Annotated in this window: 26 protein-coding genes; 17 read left to right on the top strand and 9 right to left on the bottom strand. The window is 71.9% G+C overall.

Annotated elements, in window-relative coordinates; all coding sequences use genetic code 11:
• Nucleotides 1-72: 72 nt before the first annotated feature.
• The 4 genes from ACYVLT_RS24625 to mca form a co-directional block, all read right to left on the bottom strand.
• Nucleotides 73-630, bottom strand: a complete 558-nt coding sequence (locus tag ACYVLT_RS24625) for a hypothetical protein (RefSeq protein WP_360453435.1) — start codon at nucleotides 628-630, stop codon at nucleotides 73-75.
• Between the two features lie 76 nt (nucleotides 631-706).
• Complete coding sequence (locus ACYVLT_RS24620; protein WP_461122562.1) at nucleotides 707-2674, bottom strand: thioredoxin domain-containing protein; 1968 nt, start codon at nucleotides 2672-2674, stop codon at nucleotides 707-709.
• A 67-nt stretch (nucleotides 2675-2741) separates the two neighbouring features.
• Nucleotides 2742-3065 carry a hypothetical protein gene (locus ACYVLT_RS24615; protein WP_461122561.1) on the bottom strand — a complete coding sequence of 108 codons (324 nt, stop codon included), beginning with the start codon at nucleotides 3063-3065 and terminating at the stop codon, nucleotides 2742-2744.
• Nucleotides 3062-3943, bottom strand: a complete 882-nt coding sequence (gene mca / locus ACYVLT_RS24610; protein ID WP_461122560.1) for a mycothiol conjugate amidase Mca — start codon at nucleotides 3941-3943, stop codon at nucleotides 3062-3064. The genes ACYVLT_RS24615 and mca overlap by 4 nt, the downstream gene beginning before the upstream one ends.
• Before the next feature lie 110 nt (nucleotides 3944-4053).
• Here mca and ACYVLT_RS24605 point away from each other — a divergent pair, with 110 nt between their 5' ends.
• Both ACYVLT_RS24605 and greA read left to right on the top strand, forming a co-directional pair.
• Nucleotides 4054-4464 (top strand): DUF4307 domain-containing protein, encoded by a 411-nt coding sequence (locus tag ACYVLT_RS24605; protein ID WP_461122559.1) that lies wholly within the window; start codon nucleotides 4054-4056, stop codon nucleotides 4462-4464.
• 185 nt (nucleotides 4465-4649) lie between these two features.
• On the top strand, nucleotides 4650-5144 hold the full coding sequence (greA, locus tag ACYVLT_RS24600; protein ID WP_360453420.1) for a transcription elongation factor GreA: 495 nt from the start codon (nucleotides 4650-4652) through the stop codon (nucleotides 5142-5144).
• A gap of 57 nt (nucleotides 5145-5201) precedes the next feature.
• Here greA and ACYVLT_RS24595 read toward each other — a convergent pair whose 3' ends face one another.
• On the bottom strand, nucleotides 5202-5696 hold the full coding sequence (locus ACYVLT_RS24595; protein ID WP_461122558.1) for an Lrp/AsnC family transcriptional regulator: 495 nt from the start codon (nucleotides 5694-5696) through the stop codon (nucleotides 5202-5204).
• Nucleotides 5697-5770: 74 nt separating this feature from the next.
• Between ACYVLT_RS24595 and hppD the strand changes: the two genes are divergently transcribed.
• The 3 genes from hppD (at nucleotide 5771) to ACYVLT_RS24580 (ending at nucleotide 7672) form a co-directional block, all read left to right on the top strand.
• The gene (gene hppD, locus ACYVLT_RS24590; RefSeq protein ID WP_461122557.1) at nucleotides 5771-6952 is read left to right on the top strand and encodes a 4-hydroxyphenylpyruvate dioxygenase; all 1182 of its coding nucleotides are present in this window, start codon (nucleotides 5771-5773) and stop codon (nucleotides 6950-6952) included.
• A 194-nt stretch (nucleotides 6953-7146) separates the two neighbouring features.
• Nucleotides 7147-7377, top strand: coding sequence for a hypothetical protein (locus ACYVLT_RS24585; protein ID WP_461122556.1), 231 nt, complete (start codon nucleotides 7147-7149; stop codon nucleotides 7375-7377).
• Nucleotides 7378-7399: 22 nt separating this feature from the next.
• Entirely contained in the window at nucleotides 7400-7672 is a 273-nt protein-coding gene (locus ACYVLT_RS24580) for a DUF2277 domain-containing protein (RefSeq protein ID WP_360453408.1), read from the top strand.
• 268 nt (nucleotides 7673-7940) lie between these two features.
• Here the strand turns inward: ACYVLT_RS24580 and ACYVLT_RS24575 are convergent, their stop codons facing one another.
• The 3 genes from ACYVLT_RS24575 to ACYVLT_RS24565 form a co-directional block, all read right to left on the bottom strand.
• The gene (locus tag ACYVLT_RS24575; protein ID WP_461122555.1) at nucleotides 7941-9092 is read right to left on the bottom strand and encodes a cystathionine gamma-synthase; all 1152 of its coding nucleotides are present in this window, start codon (nucleotides 9090-9092) and stop codon (nucleotides 7941-7943) included.
• An 85-nt stretch (nucleotides 9093-9177) separates the two neighbouring features.
• Nucleotides 9178-10263, bottom strand: a complete 1086-nt coding sequence (locus ACYVLT_RS24570) for an RDD family protein (protein ID WP_461122554.1) — start codon at nucleotides 10261-10263, stop codon at nucleotides 9178-9180.
• 196 nt (nucleotides 10264-10459) lie between these two features.
• Nucleotides 10460-11830 carry a cystathionine beta-synthase gene (locus ACYVLT_RS24565; protein WP_461122553.1) on the bottom strand — a complete coding sequence of 457 codons (1371 nt, stop codon included), beginning with the start codon at nucleotides 11828-11830 and terminating at the stop codon, nucleotides 10460-10462.
• A 177-nt stretch (nucleotides 11831-12007) separates the two neighbouring features.
• Between ACYVLT_RS24565 and ACYVLT_RS24560 the strand changes: the two genes are divergently transcribed.
• Together ACYVLT_RS24560 and ACYVLT_RS24555 are read left to right on the top strand one after the other, a co-directional pair.
• Nucleotides 12008-13228, top strand: a complete 1221-nt coding sequence (locus ACYVLT_RS24560; protein ID WP_461122552.1) for an acetyl-CoA C-acetyltransferase — start codon at nucleotides 12008-12010, stop codon at nucleotides 13226-13228.
• A 55-nt stretch (nucleotides 13229-13283) separates the two neighbouring features.
• Nucleotides 13284-13496 carry a hypothetical protein gene (locus tag ACYVLT_RS24555; protein ID WP_461122551.1) on the top strand — a complete coding sequence of 71 codons (213 nt, stop codon included), beginning with the start codon at nucleotides 13284-13286 and terminating at the stop codon, nucleotides 13494-13496.
• 194 nt (nucleotides 13497-13690) lie between these two features.
• Here ACYVLT_RS24555 and ACYVLT_RS24550 read toward each other — a convergent pair whose 3' ends face one another.
• Nucleotides 13691-14491 carry a Bax inhibitor-1/YccA family protein gene (locus ACYVLT_RS24550; RefSeq protein ID WP_461122550.1) on the bottom strand — a complete coding sequence of 267 codons (801 nt, stop codon included), beginning with the start codon at nucleotides 14489-14491 and terminating at the stop codon, nucleotides 13691-13693.
• Between the two features lie 251 nt (nucleotides 14492-14742).
• Here ACYVLT_RS24550 and ACYVLT_RS24545 point away from each other — a divergent pair, with 251 nt between their 5' ends.
• From ACYVLT_RS24545 to ACYVLT_RS24500, 10 genes are all read left to right on the top strand, one after another.
• Complete coding sequence (locus ACYVLT_RS24545; protein WP_461122549.1) at nucleotides 14743-16164, top strand: MSCRAMM family protein; 1422 nt, start codon at nucleotides 14743-14745, stop codon at nucleotides 16162-16164.
• Nucleotides 16165-16190: 26 nt separating this feature from the next.
• Nucleotides 16191-16892 carry a class F sortase gene (locus ACYVLT_RS24540; RefSeq protein WP_461122548.1) on the top strand — a complete coding sequence of 234 codons (702 nt, stop codon included), beginning with the start codon at nucleotides 16191-16193 and terminating at the stop codon, nucleotides 16890-16892.
• Between the two features lie 131 nt (nucleotides 16893-17023).
• Nucleotides 17024-18181 carry a polysaccharide deacetylase family protein gene (locus tag ACYVLT_RS24535; RefSeq protein ID WP_461122547.1) on the top strand — a complete coding sequence of 386 codons (1158 nt, stop codon included), beginning with the start codon at nucleotides 17024-17026 and terminating at the stop codon, nucleotides 18179-18181.
• A 75-nt stretch (nucleotides 18182-18256) separates the two neighbouring features.
• Entirely contained in the window at nucleotides 18257-18352 is a 96-nt protein-coding gene (gene pqqA, locus ACYVLT_RS24530) for a pyrroloquinoline quinone precursor peptide PqqA (protein WP_360453379.1), read from the top strand.
• Nucleotides 18353-18454: 102 nt separating this feature from the next.
• Nucleotides 18455-19159: a pyrroloquinoline-quinone synthase PqqC gene (gene pqqC / locus ACYVLT_RS24525; RefSeq protein WP_461122789.1), complete on the top strand. Its 705-nt coding sequence runs from the start codon at nucleotides 18455-18457 to the stop codon at nucleotides 19157-19159.
• A 28-nt stretch (nucleotides 19160-19187) separates the two neighbouring features.
• Nucleotides 19188-19457, top strand: coding sequence for a pyrroloquinoline quinone biosynthesis peptide chaperone PqqD (gene pqqD / locus ACYVLT_RS24520; RefSeq protein ID WP_461122546.1), 270 nt, complete (start codon nucleotides 19188-19190; stop codon nucleotides 19455-19457).
• Nucleotides 19450-20520 carry a pyrroloquinoline quinone biosynthesis protein PqqE gene (gene pqqE / locus ACYVLT_RS24515; protein WP_461122545.1) on the top strand — a complete coding sequence of 357 codons (1071 nt, stop codon included), beginning with the start codon at nucleotides 19450-19452 and terminating at the stop codon, nucleotides 20518-20520. Before pqqD ends, pqqE begins: the two co-directional genes overlap by 8 nt.
• A complete protein-coding gene (gene pqqB / locus ACYVLT_RS24510) occupies nucleotides 20517-21392 on the top strand; it encodes a pyrroloquinoline quinone biosynthesis protein PqqB (protein WP_360453370.1) in 876 nt (291 codons plus the stop codon). The genes pqqE and pqqB overlap by 4 nt, the downstream gene beginning before the upstream one ends.
• Before the next feature lie 59 nt (nucleotides 21393-21451).
• Nucleotides 21452-22729 (top strand): sensor histidine kinase, encoded by a 1278-nt coding sequence (locus ACYVLT_RS24505; protein ID WP_461122544.1) that lies wholly within the window; start codon nucleotides 21452-21454, stop codon nucleotides 22727-22729.
• Nucleotides 22681-23328: a LuxR C-terminal-related transcriptional regulator gene (locus ACYVLT_RS24500; RefSeq protein ID WP_461122543.1), complete on the top strand. Its 648-nt coding sequence runs from the start codon at nucleotides 22681-22683 to the stop codon at nucleotides 23326-23328. Before ACYVLT_RS24505 ends, ACYVLT_RS24500 begins: the two co-directional genes overlap by 49 nt.
• Nucleotides 23329-23335 lie beyond the last annotated feature (7 nt).

Raw genomic sequence — 23335 nt, 5'->3', positions numbered from 1 at the left:
CGCAAGGGGCAATTCAATTACCGCGGGGCCGACTGCCCCGTTTCCCGGATCAGCCGGGAAACGGGGTGGTCGTCACGCCAGGTCGGGTCCTTGCGCACGCAGGTCGTCCACCCGGGTCATCGCCTCACGCAGCTCGGTCAGCCACGTGTCGGCGTGCTCGCCGACCAGCCGCACGGCCCACGCCAGCGCCTCCGACCGCGACCGCGCCACCCCCGCCGCGACGAGGGTGTCCAGCACCTTGCGCTCGGGCTGCCGCAGCCTGGTCATCACCGGCACCGACAGCGTGGTGAACAGCTCCTCCGTACCACCGAGCCGGGCGCCCCAGGCGACCTTGCGCCGGTAGCGGTGCTCGGCTTGGCGGGCGATCTCGATCCGCTCGTCCCTCGTCTGCTCGCGGAACCGGCTGATGCGGCCCGACTCGGCCGCGGTCCGCTCCGCGTCGTCGGCGAACTCGCCCTCCAACGCGGGCAGCGTGCCGACGACCAGGATCTCCTCCCGGTCCACCGTCACCACCGGCGCCTCGGTGAACCAGCCGTCGGGCAGCCTGCCGCCGAACCAGCCCGCCGCGTCGTCCGCCGGCGGCTGGTCGGCCTGCTGCCAACCGCCCCGACCTCCCCATCCACGTCGCATCTCGCACCACCTCTGATTACATGATTACGATGATGCTGACGCTACGCGCGTTACGTCGACCGATCAGCCCGGTTCGCTACCGGTGGACAGCCAGGGCCTCGGTCAGCTCGGACACCGACGTCACGGGCCGGTCGCACACGTACCCGCGGCACACGTAGGCCGCCGCACGACCGTCGACCAACGGCCGGTCGACCAGCAGCGGCGCGGAGTCGGGGGCGCCCGCCACCACCACGCCGCCGCCGTGCACGCCCTGCCGGGCCGCGCCGACCAGGTCCGGCGCGTCACCGACCACGGCGACCTGCACGGGCCCGAGCGCCAACGCCTCGGCCACGCTCAGCCAGTGCCCGGCGAACCGGGGTTCACGGGCGGCCAGCAGGCCGGCGCGGGCGACGGCGGCCTCGGCCGCGTCGCGGTAGGTCGACGGTCCGCCCAGCACCGACGCCGTCACCAGCGCCGAGGCCAGCGACGACGCGCCGGACGGGCTCGCGTTGTCCGACGGGTCCGACGGCCGCTGCACCAACGCCTCCGCGTCGTCGGCGGTGTCGTGGTAGACGCCGGGCTCGTCGCCCGCGAACCGCGCCAACGCCGTGTCCAGCAGTCCACAGGCGGCGGTGAACCACTTGACGTCACCGGTGGCCTGGTGCAGCGCCAGCAGCCCGTCGGCGAAGCAGCCGTAGTCCTCCAGCACGCCCGCCGCCGTGCCCGCGACGCCGTGGCGGGACGTGCGCAGCAGCCGCCCGTCGACCAGGTGCACGTCCAGGATCAGCGAGGCCGCGTCGACCGCCGCACGCACCCAGCGCGGCTCGCCGAACACGGCCCCAGCCTCGGCCAGCGCCGCGATCGCCATCCCGTTCCACGCCGTCACGACCTTGTCGTCACGTCCCGGCTGCGGCCGCCGGTCACGCGCCTCCAGCAGCTTCGCCGCGATCTCCGGATCCGGTGTGCCGAGCATCCGCAACGTCGACGTGCCGTGCTCGAACGTGCCCTCGTCCGTCACGCCGTACAGCGCCGCGGCGCGCGCTCCGGTCGCCAACCCCAGCACGTCGACCAGCTGCGCGGGCGTCCACACGTAGGTGGAGCCCTCGACGCCGTCGGTGTCGGCGTCCAACGACGCGGCGAACCCGCCCTCCGGCGTGCCGAGGTCGCGGAGCAGGAACTCCGCCGTCTCGCGCACCACGGCCCGGTAACGCGGGTTGTCCTCACGGCGGCTCAGGTGGGTGTAGGCGCGCAGCAGCAGGGCGTTGTCGTACAACATCTTCTCGAAGTGCGGCACGACCCACGCCGCGTCCACGCTGTACCGCGCGAACCCGCCCGCCAGCTGGTCGTACAGCCCGCCGTCGGCCATCGCGTCGCACGTCGCGCGCGCCATCGACAGCGCCTGGACCGAGCCCGTCCGCTCGTGGTGGCGCACCAGGAACTCCAGCACCATGGACGGCGGGAACTTCGGCGCGCCGCCGAACCCGGCGTTGGCCCGGTCGAAGTGCCCGAGCAGCGACACCACCGCGCCCGCCAGCACGTCTTCGTCCACAGTGGACTGCGGCAGCGGCTTGAACGCCAGCTGCGCCACGATCGCCGCCGCCGACTCGCGCACCTGGTCGCCCTGCTCGTGCCACGCGTGGTCGATGGCCGCCAGCACCTGCCGGAACGACGGCAGGCCCGGGCGCGGCGACGGCGGGTAGTACGTGCCCGCGTAGAACGGCTCGCCGCCGGGCGTGAGGAAGCACGTCATGGGCCACCCGCCGTGCCCGCTGAGGGCCTGCGTGACCGCCATGTAGACCGCGTCCACGTCGGGCCGCTCCTCGCGGTCCACCTTCACGTTCACGAAGTGCTCGTTCATGTAGGCCGCGGTGGCCTCGTCCTCGAACGACTCGTGCGCCATCACGTGGCACCAGTGGCACGCCGCGTAGCCGACCGACAGCAGCACCGGCACGTCGCGCGTGCGTGCCTCCTCGAACGCCTCCGGCGACCACGGCCACCAGTGCACCGGGTTCTCGGCGTGCTGGAGCAGGTACGGGCTGGTCGAGGACGCGAGCCGGTTCGTCATGGCCCCACAGTAATTCCCGGACAACCGACGGACTCGTCGATCGGACCGGGGTGCGCGCAGCCCGCGGCTAGTCGTCCTGCTTGCCGTTGCCGTTGCCGGCCTTGGCTTCCGGCTTCGACTCAGGCTTCGACTCCGGCGTCGACGGCGTCGCGTCCGGGCCGGTCCCGACCTCCGGCTCGTCGAAGGACGCGGGCAGCTTCTTCAGGTGCTTGCTCATGGACTTCACCAGGAAGACCACGGCGATGAAGAACAGCACCAGGACGAGAAGGCCCAGCGGGGAGGACTTGCCGAAGTCCTCCTGCTGGCCGCCCGGGTCCTTGTCCGTGGACGGCTGCTGGGCCAGCACGACCGCCGTGGTCTGCGACCACGGGATCGGGTCGAACGAGGTCACGCGGTCACCCTCTCCCGGACGCCCGCGAACAGGTCGTCCTCGGGCACGGTGCTGTCGACCAGCGACCGCGCCAACTCGTACTCCTCCGTCGGCCACACCGAGCGCTGCATCTCACGCGGCACGGCGAACCAGCGGCTCTCCGGGTCGATCTGGGTGGCGTGGGCCTTGAGGGCCTCGTCGCGCACCGGGAAGTAGTCGGCGCACTCGACGCGGGTGGTGACCCGCTCGATGACGTCGGGCTGGTCGGCGTCCCACCCCGCCAGCCACTCGGCGTACGGGGACTCCAGGCCCGCCGCGATCATCGCCTCGTGGAACGCCAGCAGCTTCGCGCGGGAGAACCCGTGCGAGTAGTACAGCTTCAACGGCTGCCACGGCTCGCCCAGCTCCGGGTAGCGCTCCGGGTCGCCGGCGGCGTCGAACGCGGCCACCGACACCTCGTGGCAGCGGATGTGGTCGGGGTGCGGGTAGCCGCCGTTCTCGTCGTAGGTGACGATCACGTGCGGGCGGAACTCGCGGATCACCTCGACCAGCGGCGGGGTGGACTCCTCCAGCGGCACGAGCGCGAAGCAGCCCTCGGGCAGCGGCGGCAGCGGGTCGCCCTCGGGCAGGCCCGAGTCCACGAAGCCCAGCCAGCGGTGCCGCACGCCCAGGATCTCGGCGGCGCGGGCCATCTCCGCGCGCCGGATCGCGGCGATGTCGTCCAGCACCTCGGGGCGGTCCATGGCGGGGTTGAGGATGCTGCCCGCCTCACCGCCCGTGCAGGTCACGACCATGACCTCGTGGCCCTCGGCGACGTAGCGGGCCATCGTCGCGGCACCCTTGCTCGACTCGTCGTCGGGGTGCGCGTGCACCGCCATCAGGCGCAGCTTGTCAACCATGACGGTGGTGCTCCTCCTCGCCCCTGCCGGACCCCTGAGGTCCGGTCCCTGCGACACTCAACGCGGCGGTCGAGGGACATTGTTCCCCACGGGCAGGAAGGCTTTGGACAGTGGCACTGCCCGAGGGTCGGTACGGCACACCCCGCAGGGCCCTGCCCAGGTGGGCGAGGTGGTCACTCCCCGTGATCGCGGTGCTGATCGGCGGGGTCGTCGCGTGGGTCGGCTACCGCAACCTGGGCACCATGCCGGTCGAGGCCAAGCAGACCGCGTTCGAGGTGCTGGGCGACGACTCGGTGCGGATCACGTTCGAGGTGGTCAGGCAGACGCCGGAGCAACCCGTGGTGTGCATCGTGCGCGCGCGTTCCCAGGACGGCGACGAGGCCGGGCGGCGGGAGGTGCTGGTCGAGCCCTCGGCCGGCACGGTGCGGGCGACGACCGTGCTGAAGGCGTCCAAACCACCCGTCACGGGTGAGGTCTTCGGCTGCTCCTACCAGGTTCCGGCGTACCTGTCCACGAGGTAGCGGCCAAGCGGGTGATCTGCGGGTTTACTGGCGGATCCGGGAACAAAACGCCGTCGCCGAACGTTCTCCGCGTGTTACTCTGGCCTTTCAGCACGGCCCCGACGCGGGCCGTGTTTTTCCGTTCCGGGCTGGTGCGCCCGGGAACTGCCAGCCCACGCCGTGGGCCGGAGCAAGACGAGGAGTTGGTGACCGTGAGCGACACTGAGGTGACCTGGCTGACCCAGGAGGCCTACGACCGGCTCAAGGGAGAGCTGGACGAGATGATCGAGAATCGCCCGGTCATTGCTGCGGAGATCAACGCGCGTCGCGAAGAGGGTGACCTCCGCGAGAACGGCGGGTACCACGCGGCCCGCGAGGAGCAGGGCAAGCAGGAAGCCCGCATCCGCCAGCTGCAGGAGCTGTTGAGGGTCGCCAAGGTCGGCGAGGCGCCCACGGTGACGGGCGTCGCGGCGCCCGGCATGGTGCTCACGGTGCGTTACGACGGGGACGACGAGACGGAGGAGTTCCTGCTCGCCACCCGTGAGGAGGGCGCGCACGGCGCCCTCGAGGTCTACTCGCCCTCGTCGCCGCTGGGCAAGGCCCTGCTCGGGTCGAAGGAAGGCGAGGCACGCGAGTACGAGCTGCCCAACGGCAGCACGATGAAGGTCACGCTGATCAAGGCCGTGCCTTACTCCGGCTGATCCCCAGGCACCAGGAGGGCGGCCACCGCGCGGGGTGGCCGCCCTCCTGCTGTCGCGTCACGTGATGCGTTCCAGCAGGGGCCGCACACGGGGCGGGACGGGGGTCGAGAGCGCGATCGACGTGGACAGCCGCTGCACGCCCGGCACGTCCACGATCGAGTCGATCACCCGCTGCAGGTCGGCGTTGGACCGGGCCACGACCCGCGCGAACAGGTCACCGGACCCGGTCGTCGCGTGCACCTCGCACACCTCGTTGATCGCGGCCAGCCCCTGCGACACCTCGTGCCGCCGTCCCTGCGCGATCTCCAGCACGGCGAACGCGGTCAACCCGTAGCCCATCGCGGCCAGGTCCAGCGCGGGCGGGAAGCCGGTGAGCACGCCGCGCGCCACCAGGCGGTCCAGCCGGGCCTGCACCGTGCCGCGGGCCACGCCGAGCCGCCGCGAGCACTCCAGCACGCCCAACCTCGGCTCGTCCGTGAGCAGCAGCAACAGCCGTGCGTCCAGGGCGTCGACGACCTGGTCAGAGTGTTCAGTTTGCGGGTCCGAAGGCATGGACCACTGTACAAGATGACCAGTGCAATCAGAGACTGTTGCTCACCCTGACCAGCGCGCACATCCTGTGAAGCATGACGCAGCAGCTTGACGACGTGAGCTACGACCAGCTCCGCCAACTCGTGGGCCTGGTCGACTACGACGGGACGCGCGACCCGTTCCCCGTCCGCTCGATGGACGCCGTGGTCTTCGTGGTCGGCAACGCGACCCAGACGGCGTGGTTCTACCAGGTCGCCTTCGGGATGCAGCTCGTCGCGTACGCCGGGCCGGAGACCGGGCAGCGGGACCACAAGTCCTTCGTGCTCAAGTCCGGCTCGGCGCGGTTCGTGATCAACGGCGGGGTGCGGCCGGACAGCCCGCTGCTCGACCACCACCGCCGGCACGGTGACGGCGTCGTGGACCTCGCGCTGGAGGTGGCCGACGTCGACCGGTGCGTCGAGCACGCGCGTGCCCAGGGCGCGACGGTCCTCGAAGAGCCGCACGACCTCACCGACGAGCACGGCACCGTCCGGCTCGCCGCCATCGCGACCTACGGCGAGACCCGCCACACCCTGGTCGACCGGTCCCGCTACCGCGGGCCGTACCTGCCGGGGTACCAGGCGCGGGAGAGCACCGTCGTGCGGCCCGCGGGTGCGCCGAAGCGGTTGTTCCAGGCGGTCGACCACTGCGTGGGCAACGTCGAGCTCGGCCGGATGGACCACTGGGTCGAGTTCTACAACCGGGTGATGGGCTTCGTGAACATGGCGGAGTTCATCGGCGACGACATCGCCACCGACTACTCGGCGCTGATGAGCAAGGTCGTGTCGAACGGCAACCACCGGGTGAAGTTCCCGCTGAACGAGCCGGCCGTGGCCAAGCGGAAGTCGCAGATCGACGAGTACCTGGAGTTCTACTCCGGGGCGGGCGTGCAGCACATCGCGTTGGCGACCAACGACATCGTGACGACGTTGACCGCGATGCGGGCGGCGGGCGTGGAGTTCCTGGAGACGCCGGACTCGTACTACGACGACCCGGAGCTGCGGGCGCGCATCGGTGAGGTGCGCGTGCCGATCGAGGTGCTCAAGGAGCACCGGATCCTGGTCGACCGGGACGAGGACGGCTACCTGCTCCAGATCTTCACCAAGCCGGTCGGCGACCGGCCGACCGTGTTCTACGAGCTGATCGAGCGGCACGGGTCGCTCGGGTTCGGCAAGGGCAACTTCAAGGCCCTGTTCGAGGCGATCGAGCGTGAGCAGGAACGCCGGGGCAACCTCTAGGTCGCCTCTGGGGCGGCGCTGGGGCGCCGCTGGAACCGTCGGGCGGCGCCTGGCGTCGGTACGGCAACGGGCCGGTCCGGTCACCCCGGGCCGGCCTTTTCTGTCGGAACGCTGACGATGCCCGTACCGGGCGCGCCGGGACCGGTACTCTCGGTTCGGGGATATCTCACACGGCATTCACCTGGAGGGTGGCGATGGGGCTCGCGGCACGGGTCACCGGGGTGCTCCCGCTCGTCGGAGCGGTGGCCACGGCCGTGGCGTTGACCGGCGCGGCCTTCTTCACCGTGGCCCACGCGGGGTGCGCGGACACCGGCCGGTTCGTGGAGCGCGACGGCGTGGTGGAGTTCGTCGGCGGGTGCGTGGACGGCGGCGACCTGCCCGCCGTGCCGCAGGTGGAGAACGCGCGGTACGACGTCAAGCCCTGACGTTTTGGGCGATAGTGGAACCATGTGTCGCAACATCAGGGTGCTCCACAACTTCGAACCGCCCGCCACCGAGGACGAGGTCCGTGCGGCGGCGGTCCAGTACGTGCGCAAGGTGAGCGGGTCGGCCCGCCCGTCGGCGGCGAACCAGGAGGCGTTCGACGCCGCCGTGGAGGCGGTCGCCGAGGCGACTCGCGTCCTGCTCGAAGCGCTGGTCACGAACGCGCCGCCCCGTGACCGCGAGGTCGAGGCCGCCAAGGCCAAGGAACGCTCCGCCGCCCGCTTCGGCCCCCGCTGACCCGCGCGTGTCCTACCTCCAGAACGCGAGAGTCCTACGTTCAGAACGCGAGAGTCCTACGTTCGCGTCGCGCGTGTCCTACGTTCGCGTACCCCGAGTTGAACGCTCAGAACGCCACGGACCCCACGCCCGTGGTGCCGGGCGTGGGGTCCGGGTGTTCTGAACGTTGAACTCGGGGGTCCTGAACGTAGGACACGCGCGTTCCGAACGTAGGACACGCGCGTTCTGAACGTAGGACTCTCGTGGGGTGAGGGTTGGACTTTCGCGGTTAGGAGAGGGCGGTCAGGAGGTCGGTGACCAGGTCGTCGGCCGACTCGATGCCCACGGACAGGCGGATCAGGTCGGACGGCACCTCCAGCAGGGAGCCGACGGTGCTGGCGTGGGTCATCCGGCCCGGGTGCTCGATCAGCGACTCGACCCCGCCCAGCGACTCCGCCAGGGTGAACAGCCGGGTGCGGGAGCAGACGCGCAGCGCCGCCTCCTCACCGCCCGCCACGGTGAACGAGATCATCCCGCCGAACCGGCGCATCTGCTTCGCGGCGACCTCGTGACCTGGGTGCTCGGGCAGGCCCGGGTAGTAGACGCGGGTGACCTTCGGGTGCCGCACGAGGGCCTCGACGACCTGCTCGGCGTTGTCCGAGTGCTTCTCCATGCGCACTTCGAGCGTCTTGATGCCCCGCAACGTCAGCCACGCGTCGAACGGCCCCGGCACCGCGCCCGCGCCGTTCTGCAGGAACCCGAACTGCGCGTCCAGGTCGTCATCCGACGTGACCAGCGCCCCGCCGACGACGTCGGAGTGCCCGCCGACGTACTTGGTCGTCGAGTGCAGCACGACGTCCGCACCCAGCTCCAACGGGCTCTGCAGGTACGGCGAGGCGAACGTGTTGTCGACCACCAGCCGCGCCCCGGCCGAGTGCGCCACCTGTGCGAGCAGGGCGATGTCGGCGATGTTGAGCAACGGGTTGGTCGGCGTCTCGACCCAGATCACCTTGGTGTTCGGCCGGACCGCCGCACGCACCGCGTCGACGTCGGACAGCGGCGCGGGCGTGTGCTCGACACCCCAGTGCGACAACACCTTGTCGATCAACCGGAACGTGCCGCCGTAGGCGTCGTTCGGGATGACGACGTGGTCGCCGGGACGGCACATCGCCCGCAGGGCCGTGTCGGTCGCGCCCATGCCGGAGGCGAACGCCCGCGCGTGCCGCCCGCCTTCGAGCGCCGCCAGGCACTCCTCCAACGCGGCACGGGTCGGGTTGCCGGTGCGGGAGTACTCGAACCCGCCGCGCAGGCCGCCGACGCCGTCCTGGGCGTAGGTGGAGGTGGCGTGGATCGGCACGATGACCGAGCCCGTCGTCGGGTCGGGGTCCTGCCCGGCGTGGATAGCCCTGGTCGCGAAACCGTAGTGGCCGGTGTCCGTCATGGACTCAGGGTACGGCGGCGGAAAAGGCAACCGCCCGTCGGCTTGGCGGCCGACGGGCGGTTGGGGAGATCCCGGTGTGGTCCGGTCACCACTGCTGGGGCGGCTGCTGACCGTACGGGTTGGGCTGCTGCGGCTGGCCGTACGGGTTCGCCGCGGGCGGCTGGCCGTAGGGGTTCGGCTGCTGCTGGCCGTACCCGCCGGTGCCGGGGTAGCCGCCGGGGGCCGCGCCCGCGGGGGCGTTGACCACGACGGTGCCCATGATCTTGTCGGCCCACGTCTGCTTCTTGGCCTCCCACAGCGGGGCGAACCAGCCCGCGTAGCAGGGCAGCGAGTCGACGAAGTGGCACAGGTGCCGCACGAAGGCGTTGCCGAAGCCGATCGGCTGCCCCGTCTCCTCCTTGATGAGCTTGATCTTGGCGATCTTCTTGCCCATCGACTGGCCCGTGGTGCCGGCCAGGTACCAGGAGTTGTAGATCATGAAGCCGAGGAGGCCCACGTACGCGACACCGCTGAGGATCAACGCGATCGTCGGGTCACCGGTGGCCGCGCCGATGCCTGCCAGGATGCCGACGACGAGGCCGGGCGCCAGGTAGTCGATCAACGCACCGACCGCGCGGCTGCCCCACTCCGCGTAGTTGCCCGCGGGCGCACCGTAGGCGGGCTGGGCGGCGTACCCGGGCTGCGCGCCCCACGCCTGCTGCGGCGGCTGGCCGTACGGGTTCGCCGCGGGCGGCTGGCCGTAGGGGTTGGACGGCGGCTGCGGCTGGCCGTACGGGTTCGCCTGCGGCTGACCGTACGGGTTGGACGGCGGCTGCTGCCCGTACGGCTGCTGGCCGTACTGGGCGGGCGGCTGCTGCCCGTAACCGGGCGGCGGCTGCTGGGCCGGGAACGCGCCCGAGCCCGGCTGCTGCGCCGGCTGGCCGTACGGGTTCGACGGCGGCTGCTGCTGCGTCGCGCCCGGCGGCACGACCTGGGTCGCGTCGGGGTTCGACGGCGGCTGCTGGCCGGAGGGAACGACCTGGGTCGCCTCCGGTGGCGGGAAGGCAGGGGGCTGGCCGCCGCTCGGCACGACCTGGGTCGCGTCGGCGTTCGGGGGCTGGGCACCCTGCCCCTGCTCCTGCTGGTTGTGACCGCCGAACTGCTGGTTTCCTGGCGGCTGCGGAGCGTTCATCGGAGTTTCCAACCCCCTTGGCACGGGCCGTAGGTGTATGAGTCGGTGGCCAACGCTAGCGGATGCGACCGCCCTGGCCACGGGCAACCGGTCAACCCGTCCCGATCCGCGACCTGGACCGGGACGGTCCGGCAACGTGGACCGGGACGGTCCGGCGACGCGGGTCGGGACGGTCCGGTGACCGACCGGGGGTCGATCAGCGGCCGGCGAGGAAACCCAGGATGTCCTGCCGGGTGACCACTCCGGCCGGCTTGCCGTCCTCCAGCACCAGCGCACCGTCCGCTGAGGACAGTGCCGACATGGCGGAGCTGATCGACTCACCCGCGCCGATCGTGGGCAGCTTCAACGACATGTGCCGGTCCAGCCGGTCGGTCAGCTGCGCCTTGCCGGTGAACAGCGCGTCGAGCAGGTCGCGCTCGTTGACCGCGCCCGCGACCTCGGCCGCCATCACCGGCGGCTCGGCGTTGACGACGGGCATCTGGGAGACGCCGTACTCGCGCATGATCGCGACCGCCTCGGCGACCGTCTCGTTGGGATGGCCGTGCACCAGGTCGGGCATCGTGCCGTCCTTGCGCCGCAACACGTCGCCGACCGTCGCGCCGGAGGTGTCGGGCGACAGGAAGCCGTACTGCGCCATCCACTTGTCGTTGAACACGCTGCCCAGGTAGCCGCGCCCGCCGTCGGGCAGCAGCACCACGATCACGTCGTCCGGGCCCGCGGTCTCGGCCACCCGCAGCGCCGCCGCGACGGCCATGCCGCACGAGCCGCCGACGAGCAGGCCCTCCTCGCGGGCCAGTCGCCGGGTAAGCTCGAACGAGTCGCCGTCGCTCACCGCGACGATCTCGTCGCACACGTTCCGGTCGTAGGCGTCCGGCCAGAAGTCCTCGCCGACGCCCTCCACCAGGTAGGGCCGTCCGGTGCCGCCGGAGTAGACCGAGCCCTCCGGGTCCGCGCCGATGACCTTCACCCGGCCGCCGGAGACCTCCTTGAGGTACTTGCCGGTGCCGGAGATGGTGCCGCCGGTGCCGACGCCCGCGACGAAGTGGGTGACGCGGCCCTCGGTCTGCCGCCACACCTCCGGGCCGGTGCCGTGGTAGTGGCTGGCCGGGTTCTCCGGGTTGGCGTACTGGTTGGGCTTCCACGCGCCGGGGATCTCGGCGACCAGGCGGTCGGAGACGTTGTAGTAGGAGTCGGGGTGCTCCGGCGCGACGGCGGTCGGGCACACCACCACCTCGGCGCCGTAGGCCTTGAGCACGTTGCGCTTGTCCACGCTGACCTTGTCCGGGCAGACGAAGACGCACTTGTAGCCCTTGCGCTGGGCCACGAGCGCCAGGCCGACACCGGTGTTGCCCGACGTGGGCTCGACGATCGTGCCGCCGGGCTTGAGCTCGCCGCTGCGCTCCGCCGCCTCGACCATGCGCAGCGCGATGCGGTCCTTCACGCTGCCGCCGGGGTTGAGGTACTCGACCTTGGCCAGGATGAGCGGTCGGAGGCCCTCGGCCACCGCGTTGAGCTTCACCAGCGGCGTGTTGCCGACCAGGTCGACGACGCTCTCGACGTACTCCACGACGGACCTTCCACTTCTTGAGATGACCCGCTGAGCGTATATCGGAGGCAGGGCCGCCGGCCCGGTGGACGACGGGCGTCGGCAGATCGGCGTCGTTCGTCACGAGTGGTGGCCGCGCTGAACGGGCGTTAACTAGGCTGCACGTCACACGTTGCGGCGAAACAAAGGAGTTCCGTAATGCCTGAGGCCGTGATCGTCTCCGCCGCCCGGTCGCCCATCGGGCGCGCGGGCAAGGGCTCGCTCAAGGACGTGCGCGCCGACGACCTGACCGTGCAGGTCCTCAAGGCCGCGCTGGCGAAGGTGCCGCAGCTCGACCCGAACGACATCGACGACCTCATGCTCGGCTGCGGGCTGCCCGGCGGCGAGCAGGGCTTCAACCTGGGCCGCGTGGTGTCCGTGCTGGCGGGGTACGACGGCCTGCCCGGCACCACGGTGACCCGTTACTGCGCGTCGAGCGTGCAGACGACCCGGATGGCGCTGCACGCCATCAAGGCGGGCGAGGGCGACGTGTTCATCAGCGCCGGCGTGGAGACGGTGTCGAGCTTCGCCCGCGGGTCGTCCGACTCGTGGCCGGGCACGCACAACCCGGTCTTCGCCGACGCCGAGGCGCGCACGGCCGCCGTGGCGCAGTCCGGCGCGTCGGAGTGGGTCGACCCGCGGGTGAACGGGCAGGTGCCCGACATCTACATCGCCATGGGCCAGACGGCGGAGAACCTCGCGTTGACCAAGGGCGTGTCGCGGCAGGAGATGGACGAGTTCGGCGTGCGGTCGCAGAACCTCGCCGAGAAGGCCATCGCCAACGGGTTCTGGGCGCGCGAGATCACGCCCGTGACGCTGCCGGACGGCACGGTCGTGTCGGCCGACGACGGCCCGCGGCCGGGCGTGACGGTCGAGGGCGTGTCGGGGCTCAAGCCGGTGTTCCGGCCGGACGGGCGGGTCACCGCGGGCAACTGCTGCCCGTTGAACGACGGCGCGGCGGCGCTGGTGGTCATGAGCGACGTGAAGGCGAAGGAGCTGGGCATCACGCCGTTGGCGCGGATCGTGTCGACCGGCGTGTCCGGGTTGTCGCCGGAGATCATGGGGCTCGGGCCGGTCGAGGCGTCGCGGCGGGCGTTGGCGCTGGCCGGGATGTCGATCTCGGACATCGACCTGGTGGAGATCAACGAGGCGTTCGCGGCGCAGGTGATCCCGTCGTACCGGGACCTGGGGATCGACCTGGACCGGCTCAACGTCAACGGCGGCGCGATCGCCGTGGGTCACCCGTTCGGGATGACCGGTGCGCGGATCACCACGACGTTGATCAACTCGCTGCAGTTCCACGACAAGCAGTTCGGCCTGGAGACCATGTGCGTCGGTGGTGGTCAGGGCATGGCGATGGTCATCGAACGACTGAGCTGAACCGCGTCACGTTGACTGTTACCCGGCGTCCTACCCTTGAGTAAGGGGAGGTCGGGTGACAATGCCGTACGTGTGGTGGCACAGCGGTTACGACCGGCTGTGCCACGCCTTTTCCGTGGCACAGGCCTCGGAGGCGTACTTCGAGGCGGCCTGCGCCCACTCGGTGCCGCCGGACCAGGTGGTCCGGTCGCCGAGCGGTGCGCTGTGCGTGCCGTGCCTGGTCGAGGTGGGTTCGGTCATGGACGAGGACCACGGCTGGCGCGACTGACGACCGGCCGGACGCGTCCTGAGCGTTGAATTCGGGGGTCCTGAACGTAGGACTCTCGCGACGCGAACGTAGGACTCGCGCGTTCTGGAGGTAGGACACGCGCGTTCTGAAGGTAGGACACGCGTGGTTTGGGGTAGGACGCGCGAAGGGCGCCCTGGCGGAGCCGGGGCGCCCTTCGCGGTGTGCGGGTGCTGCTAGTCGTTCTGGAAGTACGACAGCAGGCGCAGGATCTCCAGGTAGAGCCAGACGAGCGTGGTCATCAGGCCGAACGCGGCGAGCCAGGCGTACTTGGCCGGCAGCGCGCCCCGGATCATCTCGTTGGCGGCCTCGAAGTCCAGCAGGAAGCTGAACGCCGCGATGCCGATCACGACCAGGCTGAAGATGATCGCCAGGGTGCCGCCGTCGCGCAGGCCCATGTTCACGCCGAACATGCCCATGACCAGGTTGCCCAGCATGAGCACGACCACGCCGACGGTTGCGCCGATGATCCACTTGGTCAGGCGCGGCGTGACGCGGATCGCACCCGTCTTGTAGACCACGAGCATGGCGCCGAACACGCCGAACGTGCCCAGGATCGCCTGCCAGGCGATGCCCGGGAAGATGGACTCGAACACGCCGGTGATGGCGCCGAGGAACACGCCCTCGGCCGCCGAGTACGCGAGCACCATCGGCCCGCTCGGCGTGCGCTTGAAGATGATGATCAGGGCCAGGACCAGCCCGATGATCATGCCCGGGACCGCCAGCGCGAACGGCGCGACCTGCCCGGAGAGCACCAGCCACGCGGAGATGAACCCGGTGACCAGGGCGACGCCGAGCGTCGTGGCGGTCTTGGTGACCACGTCGTCGATCGTGATGGGGCGCTCGCCGGTGGTCGGCGGCGCCGCCTGGTAGCCGCCTTGCTGCTGCGCCTCGTAGGGCTGGCCGAAGCCTGCGTAGTTACCGCTACCGCCGCCGGTCGGCAGGTTGCGGAACGCGGGGTTGCTGGTGGTACGCACCTCGTCCTCCTGTGGCGTGCTGACGCCGTCACGGGGTTCAACGACCACACGAGTCGATCGGTTCCCGTCCGGGTAAAAGCGACTTTACTCGGGCTGTCGATCTCGGATCCACACCCCGCGCTGCGGAGCGTAGTCGGCATTCCACCCTCGCGGCGGCTTGCCGACGTGATCTCATCCCCGTAAGGCTCGACGACGGCAGTTCCCACCGACCGGCGACGCCCACCGGCTCGCCCTGAGGGGTTCAGGACATCATGGTGTGGAGACGACTCGCCGGCGCGGTGCTCGCGGCCGGTCTGGCCCTGCTCGCCGTGCCCGCCACCGGCGGGGCCCAGCCGGGGGTGGAGAAGGGCGCCGGGCACGAGACCGACCCGCAGGGCTACCGCAACAAACCCCCGGGCGGCGACTGGCTGGGCTCCTACAAGTGGCGCGGCCAGCAGGTGTGGTGCGTGCAGTACTCGCTGCTCGCACCGGACGGCAACGTGGAGTACAAGGAAGGCGACGAGCTGCTCTCCAAGGGCGGCGCGCGGCTCGCCGACGACGTCGCGGGCTCCATCTCGTACCTCTTGTTGAGGTACGCGGGCACCCAGTCGGCCGACGAGTCGGCGGCGCTGGCGCACCTGCTGCACACGTGGACCGCGTACGAGGACCCGGGCCGGGGGATCTCGCTCGACCCGAACAGCGACTTCCGGCACATCGCCTACAACGCCGACTTCCACTTCCAGCAGCTCGGGCGCTTCGGCCAGGCCCAGCAGGCGGTCGGCCGGCTGGAGGCCGAGGCGGCGGCCAACCGCGGGCCGTGGACGGCCAAGGTGAGCGCTCCGCAGGAGGAGCAGATCATCGGCACGCCCGACACGTGGGTGGTGGACATCACCAAGACCGGCGGCGGCCAGGTGGCCGGCGCACCGGTCACGGTGGAGCTGGCGGACGCGACGCTGGAGACCGGCGCGGTGACGGGCGACCTGGCCACCCCGACCGACGGCAAGGCGCTGGCCGTGCAGGTGGTGCCGACCGGGCCGAACCCGTCGGTCACGGTGCGGCTGGACAGCCCGGCCGACCGGCCGAAGGTGCACGTCCCGGCCGACGACAACATGCAGCGGATCGTCACCACCGGCGGCGAGAAGAAGCTGACCGCGAACGCGTCGACCACCGCGAAGACCGCGCCCGGCGCGGTGAAGGTCGGCAAGACCGACGCGGAGAGCGGCAAGGCGATCGCGGGCGTGGCGCTGAAGGTGACCGCGCCCGACGGCACGTCGCCCGCCAAGCGGCAGGACGACTCCGCGCTGGCCGGCCCCGAGGGCACGCCGATCGTGCTCCAGACCGCCGCGGACGGCACCGTGGAGGTGCCCGACCTGCGCACCCCGCAGGAGATCTGCGTGATCGAGGTCGCCCCGGCCAAGGGTTACGAGGAGTTCTTCGACCCGAACGCGCCGCCCAAGGTCTGCGGGACCGTCGCGGCGGGGCAGACGTTGGCGCTCGCGTTGACCAACAAACCGGACAAACCGGTCGTGCCCATCACGATCCACGCCGGCTCCGAGGGCTCCGGGGTGGTCGCCAAGGCGGCGTACACCACGCGGTTGTCGACCGGCGCCCTGGTCGGGTTCGGCGGTGTCGTGCTGCTCGGCGCGGCGTTCGCCGGGCTGCTGGTGCGGCGACGGGCGACCGCCCGCCGGTGAGGTCCTCGCCGAGGGGACCCGCCGCGGTGAAGGCCCTGTTGACCGGCGCGGCGGTGGCGGCTCTGCTCGCCTCCGCCGCGCTGGTCGCCACCCGGTCGCCGGACGTCGTGCCGGCGGGTCGCGCGCTGCCCGCCGACGCCGCGGTGCCGCATCCGCTGGGTGACAGCGCGCGCTCCGGGCGGGGCGTGGACCTGGCCGGCATGCCGGCCGGCGTCAAGCTCCCGACCGCTCCGCCGCCGACCACGACCACGCCCGCTCCTCCCCCGCCTCCCGCCGAGGCGCCCGAGCAGCAGCCGGGGACGGTGCGGCTGCCCGAGGGCGGGTTGGCCACGCTGGTGCGCGAGGAGGTGACCGCCGACGGCGTGCTGCCGGTGCCCGAGGGCGTCGGCGAGGCGACGTGGTGGGGCGTCGACCTGGGCGCGGCCGAGGGCGCGACCGTGCTGGCCGGGCACGTGAACTGGAAGGGCGTGACCGGGCCGTTCGACGAGCTGTGGCGCGCGGCGGTCGGCCAGGGCGTGACGGTGGTCGACACGGCGGGTCGGACGTTCGCGTTCCGGGTCAGCCGGGTCGAGACGGTGCGCAAGGACGCGCTGCCCGCCCGGGCGGTCGACCTGTTCGGGCCGCGCGGCGAGCACCGGCTGGTGCTGGTGACGTGCGGCGGGCGCTGGGTCGGCGGCGCCACCGGGTACGAGGAGAACCAGGTCGTGATCGCCACGCCCGTGCCCTGACTCGATCCGCCGCTGGTCCGATCGTGCGCTGACTCGATCCGGCGCTGGTCCGATCGTGCGCTGTTGCGGCCGGGTGACGCGGTCATGTCACGAAGAGGCAACCTTCGACTACGTCGCGTCGTCCTGTTGTTGTGAAGCGATGGGGCTGGCTGAGCACGGGCGTCGCGTTGGCACTGACCCTGGTGGTGCTGGCCGTGCTGGGAGCCCGTGAGCCCAGACCCGGCTACGACGTGGGCGACCTGGCCACACCGCTGCCGATGGCGCCGCGCACGACCGACAGCACCAGCGCCGCCGCCACGCCGACCGTGCCCGCCGCGGCCTCGCCGCCGTCGTGGATGCGGCGCATGCAGCCGGGCGAGAAGCCGCCGCAGTTCGTGCTGTTCTCGTTCGACGGCGCGGCGTCCAAGCCGCACTGGGACCGGATCATGCCGCTGGCCCGGCAGGTGAACGCGCACGTCACCGGCCTGCTGTCGGGCGTGTACCTGGTGGCCGACGAGGACGCCGCCACCTACACCGGTCCCGGCCACCCGCAGGGCCTGTCCTCGATCGGGTTCGGCGGCAGCCGCGCGGACGTGGCGCTGCGCATCGACTACCTCAACGCCGCCATCGCGGCCGGCCACGAGATCGGCACCCACTACAACGGGCACTTCTGCGTCGGCGACGAGCCGAACGTGGGCAAGTGGAACACCGACCAGTGGAACCGGGAGCTGGACCAGTTCTTCGCGATCGTGGAGAACGCCCGGCGGCAGGGGTTCAAGCTGGACCCGGCGACCGTGCGCGGTGGGCGCACGCCGTGCCTGGAGGGCGACTGGGGGCAGGCGTTCCCGGCGATGCGCGGGCACGGCCTGGCCTACGACACCAGCCACGTGAGCCTGGGCGTGGTGTGGCCGTCGGTGCAGGACGGGATGTGGGAGTTCCCGATGCCCGAGGTCCGCGTGCCCGCCCTGGGCAAGCAGGTCGTGATGATGGACTTCAACCTCTGGTACGCGCTCAACGGCGCCAAGGACGAGCCCGACAAGGCCGCCGACTACACCCGGATCGTGCTGGACACCTACAGGTCGGTGTACCAGGCGGCGGTCAACGGCAACCGCGCGCCGATCGTGATCGGCAACCACTTCAACGAGTGGGCGGGCGGCGCGTTCAGCCAGGCGGTCGAGGGGTTCCTGGGCGAGGTGTGCGTCAAGCCCGAGACGGTGTGCGCCACCTACACGGAGGTGATCCAGTGGATGCAGTTGCAGGATCCGGTGGTGCTGGAGCAGTTGAGACGCATGCCCGCCGCCCGCAACTAGCGCGGTAGCCGCCGGAGGCTCTACGGTGGGTTACCGCCGCCCCACGGAGAAGCACCGACATCCGAGGAGTAGCGCATGACCACCGAGCCCGAGAAGCGCCCCTGGGTCAAGCCCGATTTCCGGGACGTCGACACCCCGATGGAAGTCACCGCCTACGCGGCTCGCGGCTAGCCACCGGCCGCGCCCCTGGCGGCCGGCGCCGCGAGGGGCGCGCCGCCGCGGACCGAGAGGTGCCTGCCCGTCGTGCCCCACCCCGAGATGACCGACCCCGGGATGGCTCATCCCGAGATGTCGGCACCCGTGACGTTGACCCCGTCCGAGTTCACCGCGCGCCTGCGCGCCCTGTCACCCCGCTACTGGGACCGCCACCCGTTCCACCTCCGGCTGCACGAGGGCCGGCTGAGCAAGCACGAGTTGCAGCTGTGGGCCGCCAACCGCTGGTACTACCAGCGGGCGATCCCGCGCAAGGACGCCGCGATCCTGGCCAACTGCCCGGACGTGGAGGTGCGGCGGGTGTGGCGGGAGCGGATCGTCTGGCACGACGGCGGCGGGCCGGGCGAGGGCGGCGCGGAGAACTGGCTGCGCCTGGCCGAGGCGGTCGGGCTGACCCGCGAGGAGGTGCTGGACGAGCGGCACGTGCTGCCCGGCACGCGGTTCGCGGTGGACGCCTACGTGACGTTCGCCCGCACCCGGCCGTGGGTGGAGGCGGTGGCGTCCGGGCTGACCGAGATGTTCTCCCGCGGTCTGATGGCGCGCCGGCTGGTGGACATGCGCGAGCACTACCCGTGGATCGCCGAGGAGGGCTTCACCTACTTCACCACCAGGCTCCAGGTGATCGCCGACGAAGGGAGGTCCACTTTGGACATCGTGGTGCGCAACTGCCGCACGCGCGAGCAGCAGGAGGCGGCGGTCGCCGCGCTCGCCTTCAAGTGCGACGTGCTGCGGGCGCTGCTGGACGCCGTGGACTACTACTCATGACCGGCGCACGCTCGTGACCGGCCCGCGCGTGACGCGTTCGAGCGCGGTGCCGCGCCTGCGCCGGGGCGTGAAGACCACCTACGACGAGACCCGCGCCAGCCACGTGGTGCTGTTCCCGGAGGGCGTGCTGGTGCTCAACGAGACGGCGGCCGCGGTGGTCGGGCTGTGCGACGGGCGCAGGTCCGTCGAGGGCATCGCCCGCCGGCTGGCCGAGGAGTTCGAGGGGGTCGAGCCGGACGACGTGGCCGAGCTCGTCGAACGGCTGGTGGCGCGGAGGGTGGTGGACGTCGATGGGTGAGGCGCCCGGGGTGGACGCGCCGTTCGGCCTGCTCGCCGAGCTGACCCACCGGTGCCCGCTGCGGTGCGGGTACTGCTCCAACCCCGTCGACCTGGTCGGCCGCGGCGACGAGCTGGACACCGCGCGGTGGCGCCAGGTGTTCGACCAGGCCCGCGCGTTGGGCGTGCTGCAGGTGCACCTGTCCGGCGGCGAGCCGTTGGCGCGCAAGGATCTGCCGGAGCTGGTCGACCACGCGGCCGGGCTCGGCTGCTACGTGAACCTGGTGACCAGCGGGCTGGGGCTCACCCCGGACCGGCTGGCGGAGCTGCGCGGTGTCGACCACGTGCAGCTGTCCGTGCAGGACGCGCACGAGGCGGGCGCGAACCGGATCGCCGGGGTGCGGGCGTTCGAGCCCAAGCTCCGGGCCGCCGAGGCGATCCGGGGCGCGGGCCTGCCGCTGACCGTGAACGTGGTGCTGCACCGGCTCAACCTCGACCACGTGGGCGACATCGTCGCGCTGGCCGAGCGGATGGGCGCGGACCGCCTGGAGCTGGCCAACACCCAGTACTACGGGTGGGCGCTGCGCAACCGGGCCGCGCTGCTGCCCACCCGCGAGCAGTTGGCGCGGGCGGGCGAGGTGGTGGCGACCGCGCAGGCCCGGTCGGCGATGGAGATCGTGTACGTGATCGCCGACTACCACGAGGCGCACCCCAAGCCGTGCATGCACGGGTGGGGCGCGCGGCAGCTGACCGTGGCGCCGAACGGCGACGTGCTGCCGTGCCCGGCGGCGGGCGTGATCGACGGGTTGGGCGTGGAGAACGTGCGGGACCGGTCGCTGGCCGACATCTGGCACACCTCGCCCGCGTTCACCGCGTTCCGCGGCTTCGACTGGATGCGCGACCCGTGCCGGTCGTGCGCACGGCGTGAGCTGGACTTCGGCGGGTGCCGCTGCCAGGCGTTCCAGCTGACCGGTGACGCGGCGGCGACCGACCCGGTGTGCACGCTGTCGCCGCACCACGGGTTGGTCGAGGCGATCCTCGCGGGCGCTCCGGCGGACGTGGAGCACCGGGCGGTCGTGCGGTGAAGGCGGTCGTGCTCGGCACGGCCGCCGGTGGCGGTGTGCCGCAGTGGAACTGCGCGTGCGGGCCGTGCCGGGCGGTGCGGGCCGGTGAGCTGCCCGCGCGCACCCAGGACGCGTTGGCGATCAGCGCGGACGGCGCGCAGTGGTGGCTGGTCAACACCTCGCCGGACATCGGCGCCCAGCTCGCCGCGACGCCCGCGCTCGCACCGGGTCCCGGCCCGCGGCAGACGCCGGTGCGCGGTGTGCTGTTCACCGACGCCGAGCTGGACCACACGCTGGGCCTGGCGGTGCTGCGCGGCGCGCCCGGGCTGCGGGTGCACGCGCCCGCGACCGTGCTGCACGCGCTCGCGCCCACGCGCGCCGTGCTGGAGACCTACGGCGAGTGGTCGTGGCGGCAGGTGGAGCCGGAGCAGCCGGTCGTGCTCGCGGGCGGGCTGGAGGTCACCGCGTTCCCGGTCAGCGGCAAGCGGCCCCGCTACGCCGCCGACTCGCCGGTGGCGGGCCACTGGGTGGTGGCCTACCGGTTCCGCGACCCGGCCACCGGCGGGGTGCTGCTGTACGCGCCGTGCCTGGCGTCCTGGCCGGCCGGGTTCGACGCGCTGGTGGCGGAGGCCGACGTGGTGCTGCTGGACGGCACGTTCTACGCGCCGTCGGAGATGGGCGCGGCCACCGGCCGGCCGAGCGGCCAGGCCGCGATGGGCCACCTGCCGATCGCGCACAGCCTGCCCGAGCTGCGCGGTCACCCGACGACCAGGCGGATCTACACCCACCTGAACAACACCAACCCGGTGCTCGACCCGGCGTCACCGGAGCACGCGAAGATCACCGAGGCGGGCGTCGAGCTCGTCGCGGACGGCACGGTGATCGCGATCTGAGGCGCATTGGGGGGTTAAACCCACCGATTCCCCGGTGGACAGCCGGAAGAATCCGCGCCATGACGGACCACGACCTGGTACGCGCCGCCCGCACCCGGCTGACGCAGGCCGCGCTCGGCCTGGCCCGGACGCCGCTGTGCGTGGCGGGGCTGCTGCTGATCCCGCTCCAGCTCTACACCTACCCGTTGATCCTGGTGACCGTCGGCGTGCCGTTGCTGCTGCTGTTCACCGCGCTGGCCCGCCGCTACACCCGGTTCTTCCGCTGGTGGGCGTCGCGGGTGCTGGGGGTGGCGATCCCGGCGCCCTACCGGCTGCCCGCCAACCGGGGCCCGATGACCAGGGTCCGCACCGTCGTCACCGACCCGGCCACGTGGCGGGACCTGGCGTTCCTGCCGGTCAACGCGGTCGTCGGGATCCTCTGCGGCGTGCTGCCGGCCGCGTTCTGGGTCAACGGCGTGCTCGGGTTCGTGGTGCCGCTGATCTGGCTCGACCACGGGCGCATCGAGTACGTCCTGGTCCACTACGACACCCCGGGCAACTTCGTGCTCGCCCCGCTGCTGGGCATCGCCTTCCTGGTGCTGGCCTGGTGGGCCACTCCCCGCGCCGCCCGGCTGCACGCGACCGTCGCCAAGTGGCTGCTCGCGCCCAGCGCCACCGCCGCCCTCACCGACCGGGTGCGGGTGCTGGCCGACTCCCGGGCCGACACCGTGGACGCGCAGGCCGCCGAGCTGCGCCGGATCGAACGGGACCTGCACGACGGCGCGCAGGCCAGGCTGGTCGCGCTCGGCCTGAGCCTGGGCATGGCCGAGGAGCTGCTGGCCCGTGACCCTCGGGCGGCGCAGGAGCTGCTGGCCGAGGCGCGCCAGTCGTCCACCCAGGCGTTGGCCGAGCTGCGCGACCTGGTGCGCGGCATCCACCCGCCGGTGCTGGCCGACCGCGGGCTGGACGGCGCGTTGCGCGCGTTGGCGCTGGCGCACCCGTTGCCGGTGGAGGTGGACGTGGAGCTGGCCGGGCGGCCGGAGGCGCCGGTCGAGTCGGCGGCCTACTTCGCGGTGGCCGAGACGTTGACCAACGTGGCCAAGCACAGCGGTGCCGGCGGCGCGTGGATCCGGGTGCGGCACGACGGCGGCAGGCTGTCGCTCATGATCGGTGACGACGGGCACGGCGGCGCCGAGGCCACCGAGGGCGGCGGGTTGCGCGGGATCGAGCGCCGGCTGGCCGCGTTCGACGGCACACTCGGCGTCGCGAGCCCGGTGGGCGGGCCGACCATCGTGACCATGGAGCTGCCGTGCGAGTTGTCCTCGGTGAAGACCTCGTCCTCCTCCGGGACGGCCTGATCCGGCTCCTGGAGGCCTACGGCTTCGACGTGGTGGAGGCGGTCGACTCCGGTCCCGCCCTGCTCAGGGCACTCGTCGACCACCGCCCGGACGTGGCGGTGGTCGACGTGCGCCTGCCGCCGACGTTCACCGACGAGGGGTTGCGCGCCGCGATCGAGGCGCGCAAGCAGGTGCCGGGCCTGCCGATCCTGGTGCTCTCGCAGTACGTGGAGCAGCTGTACGCGCGCGAACTGCTGTCCGACCGCGGCGGCGCGGTGGGCTACCTGCTGAAAGACCGCGTGTCGGACGTGAAGCAGTTCGTGGACGCCATTCGCCGGGTCGCCGCGGGTGGCACCGCGATGGATCCCGAGGTCATCACCCAACTGCTCGCCCGGGGCGCGCGCGACCAGCCGCTGACCACGTTGACGCCGCGGGAGCGGGAAGTGCTGTCGCTGATGGCCGAGGGACGTTCCAACGGCGCGATCGCCGGGCGGCTGTTCGTCACCGAGAAAGCCGTCGGCAAACACATCGCGAACATCTTCGGCAAGTTGGACCTGCCGATGTCCGAGGACGACAACCGGCGGGTGCTCGCCGTGCTCGCCTATTTGGACCGGGTGTAAATCGTTT

This window comes from Saccharothrix stipae, assembly GCF_054781895.1.
Note: the sequence above shows the minus strand (reverse complement) of the source record. Positions and strands in the feature narration are given on the sequence as shown.

What these genes read in the sequence shown, in the direction of transcription:
- ACYVLT_RS24545 (WP_461122549.1), top strand. Translation starts at nt 14,743, where the DNA reads ATGGTGTGGAGACGACTCGCCGGCGCGGTGCTCGCGGCCGGTCTGGCC.
- ACYVLT_RS24585 (WP_461122556.1), top strand. Translation starts at nt 7,147, where the DNA reads ATGGGGCTCGCGGCACGGGTCACCGGGGTGCTCCCGCTCGTCGGAGCG.
- pqqA (WP_360453379.1), top strand. Translation starts at nt 18,257, where the DNA reads ATGACCACCGAGCCCGAGAAGCGCCCCTGGGTCAAGCCCGATTTCCGG.
- ACYVLT_RS24575 (WP_461122555.1), bottom strand. Translation starts at nt 9,092, where the DNA reads ATGACGGACACCGGCCACTACGGTTTCGCGACCAGGGCTATCCACGCC.
- ACYVLT_RS24570 (WP_461122554.1), bottom strand. Translation starts at nt 10,263, where the DNA reads ATGAACGCTCCGCAGCCGCCAGGAAACCAGCAGTTCGGCGGTCACAAC.
- pqqE (WP_461122545.1), top strand. Translation starts at nt 19,450, where the DNA reads ATGGGTGAGGCGCCCGGGGTGGACGCGCCGTTCGGCCTGCTCGCCGAG.
- hppD (WP_461122557.1), top strand. Translation starts at nt 5,771, where the DNA reads ATGACGCAGCAGCTTGACGACGTGAGCTACGACCAGCTCCGCCAACTC.
- ACYVLT_RS24580 (WP_360453408.1), top strand. Translation starts at nt 7,400, where the DNA reads ATGTGTCGCAACATCAGGGTGCTCCACAACTTCGAACCGCCCGCCACC.
- ACYVLT_RS24620 (WP_461122562.1), bottom strand. Translation starts at nt 2,674, where the DNA reads ATGACGAACCGGCTCGCGTCCTCGACCAGCCCGTACCTGCTCCAGCAC.
- pqqC (WP_461122789.1), top strand. Translation starts at nt 18,455, where the DNA reads ATGGCTCATCCCGAGATGTCGGCACCCGTGACGTTGACCCCGTCCGAG.
- ACYVLT_RS24560 (WP_461122552.1), top strand. Translation starts at nt 12,008, where the DNA reads ATGCCTGAGGCCGTGATCGTCTCCGCCGCCCGGTCGCCCATCGGGCGC.
- mca (WP_461122560.1), bottom strand. Translation starts at nt 3,943, where the DNA reads ATGGTTGACAAGCTGCGCCTGATGGCGGTGCACGCGCACCCCGACGAC.
- ACYVLT_RS24625 (WP_360453435.1), bottom strand. Translation starts at nt 630, where the DNA reads ATGCGACGTGGATGGGGAGGTCGGGGCGGTTGGCAGCAGGCCGACCAG.
- ACYVLT_RS24505 (WP_461122544.1), top strand. Translation starts at nt 21,452, where the DNA reads ATGACGGACCACGACCTGGTACGCGCCGCCCGCACCCGGCTGACGCAG.
- ACYVLT_RS24595 (WP_461122558.1), bottom strand. Translation starts at nt 5,696, where the DNA reads ATGCCTTCGGACCCGCAAACTGAACACTCTGACCAGGTCGTCGACGCC.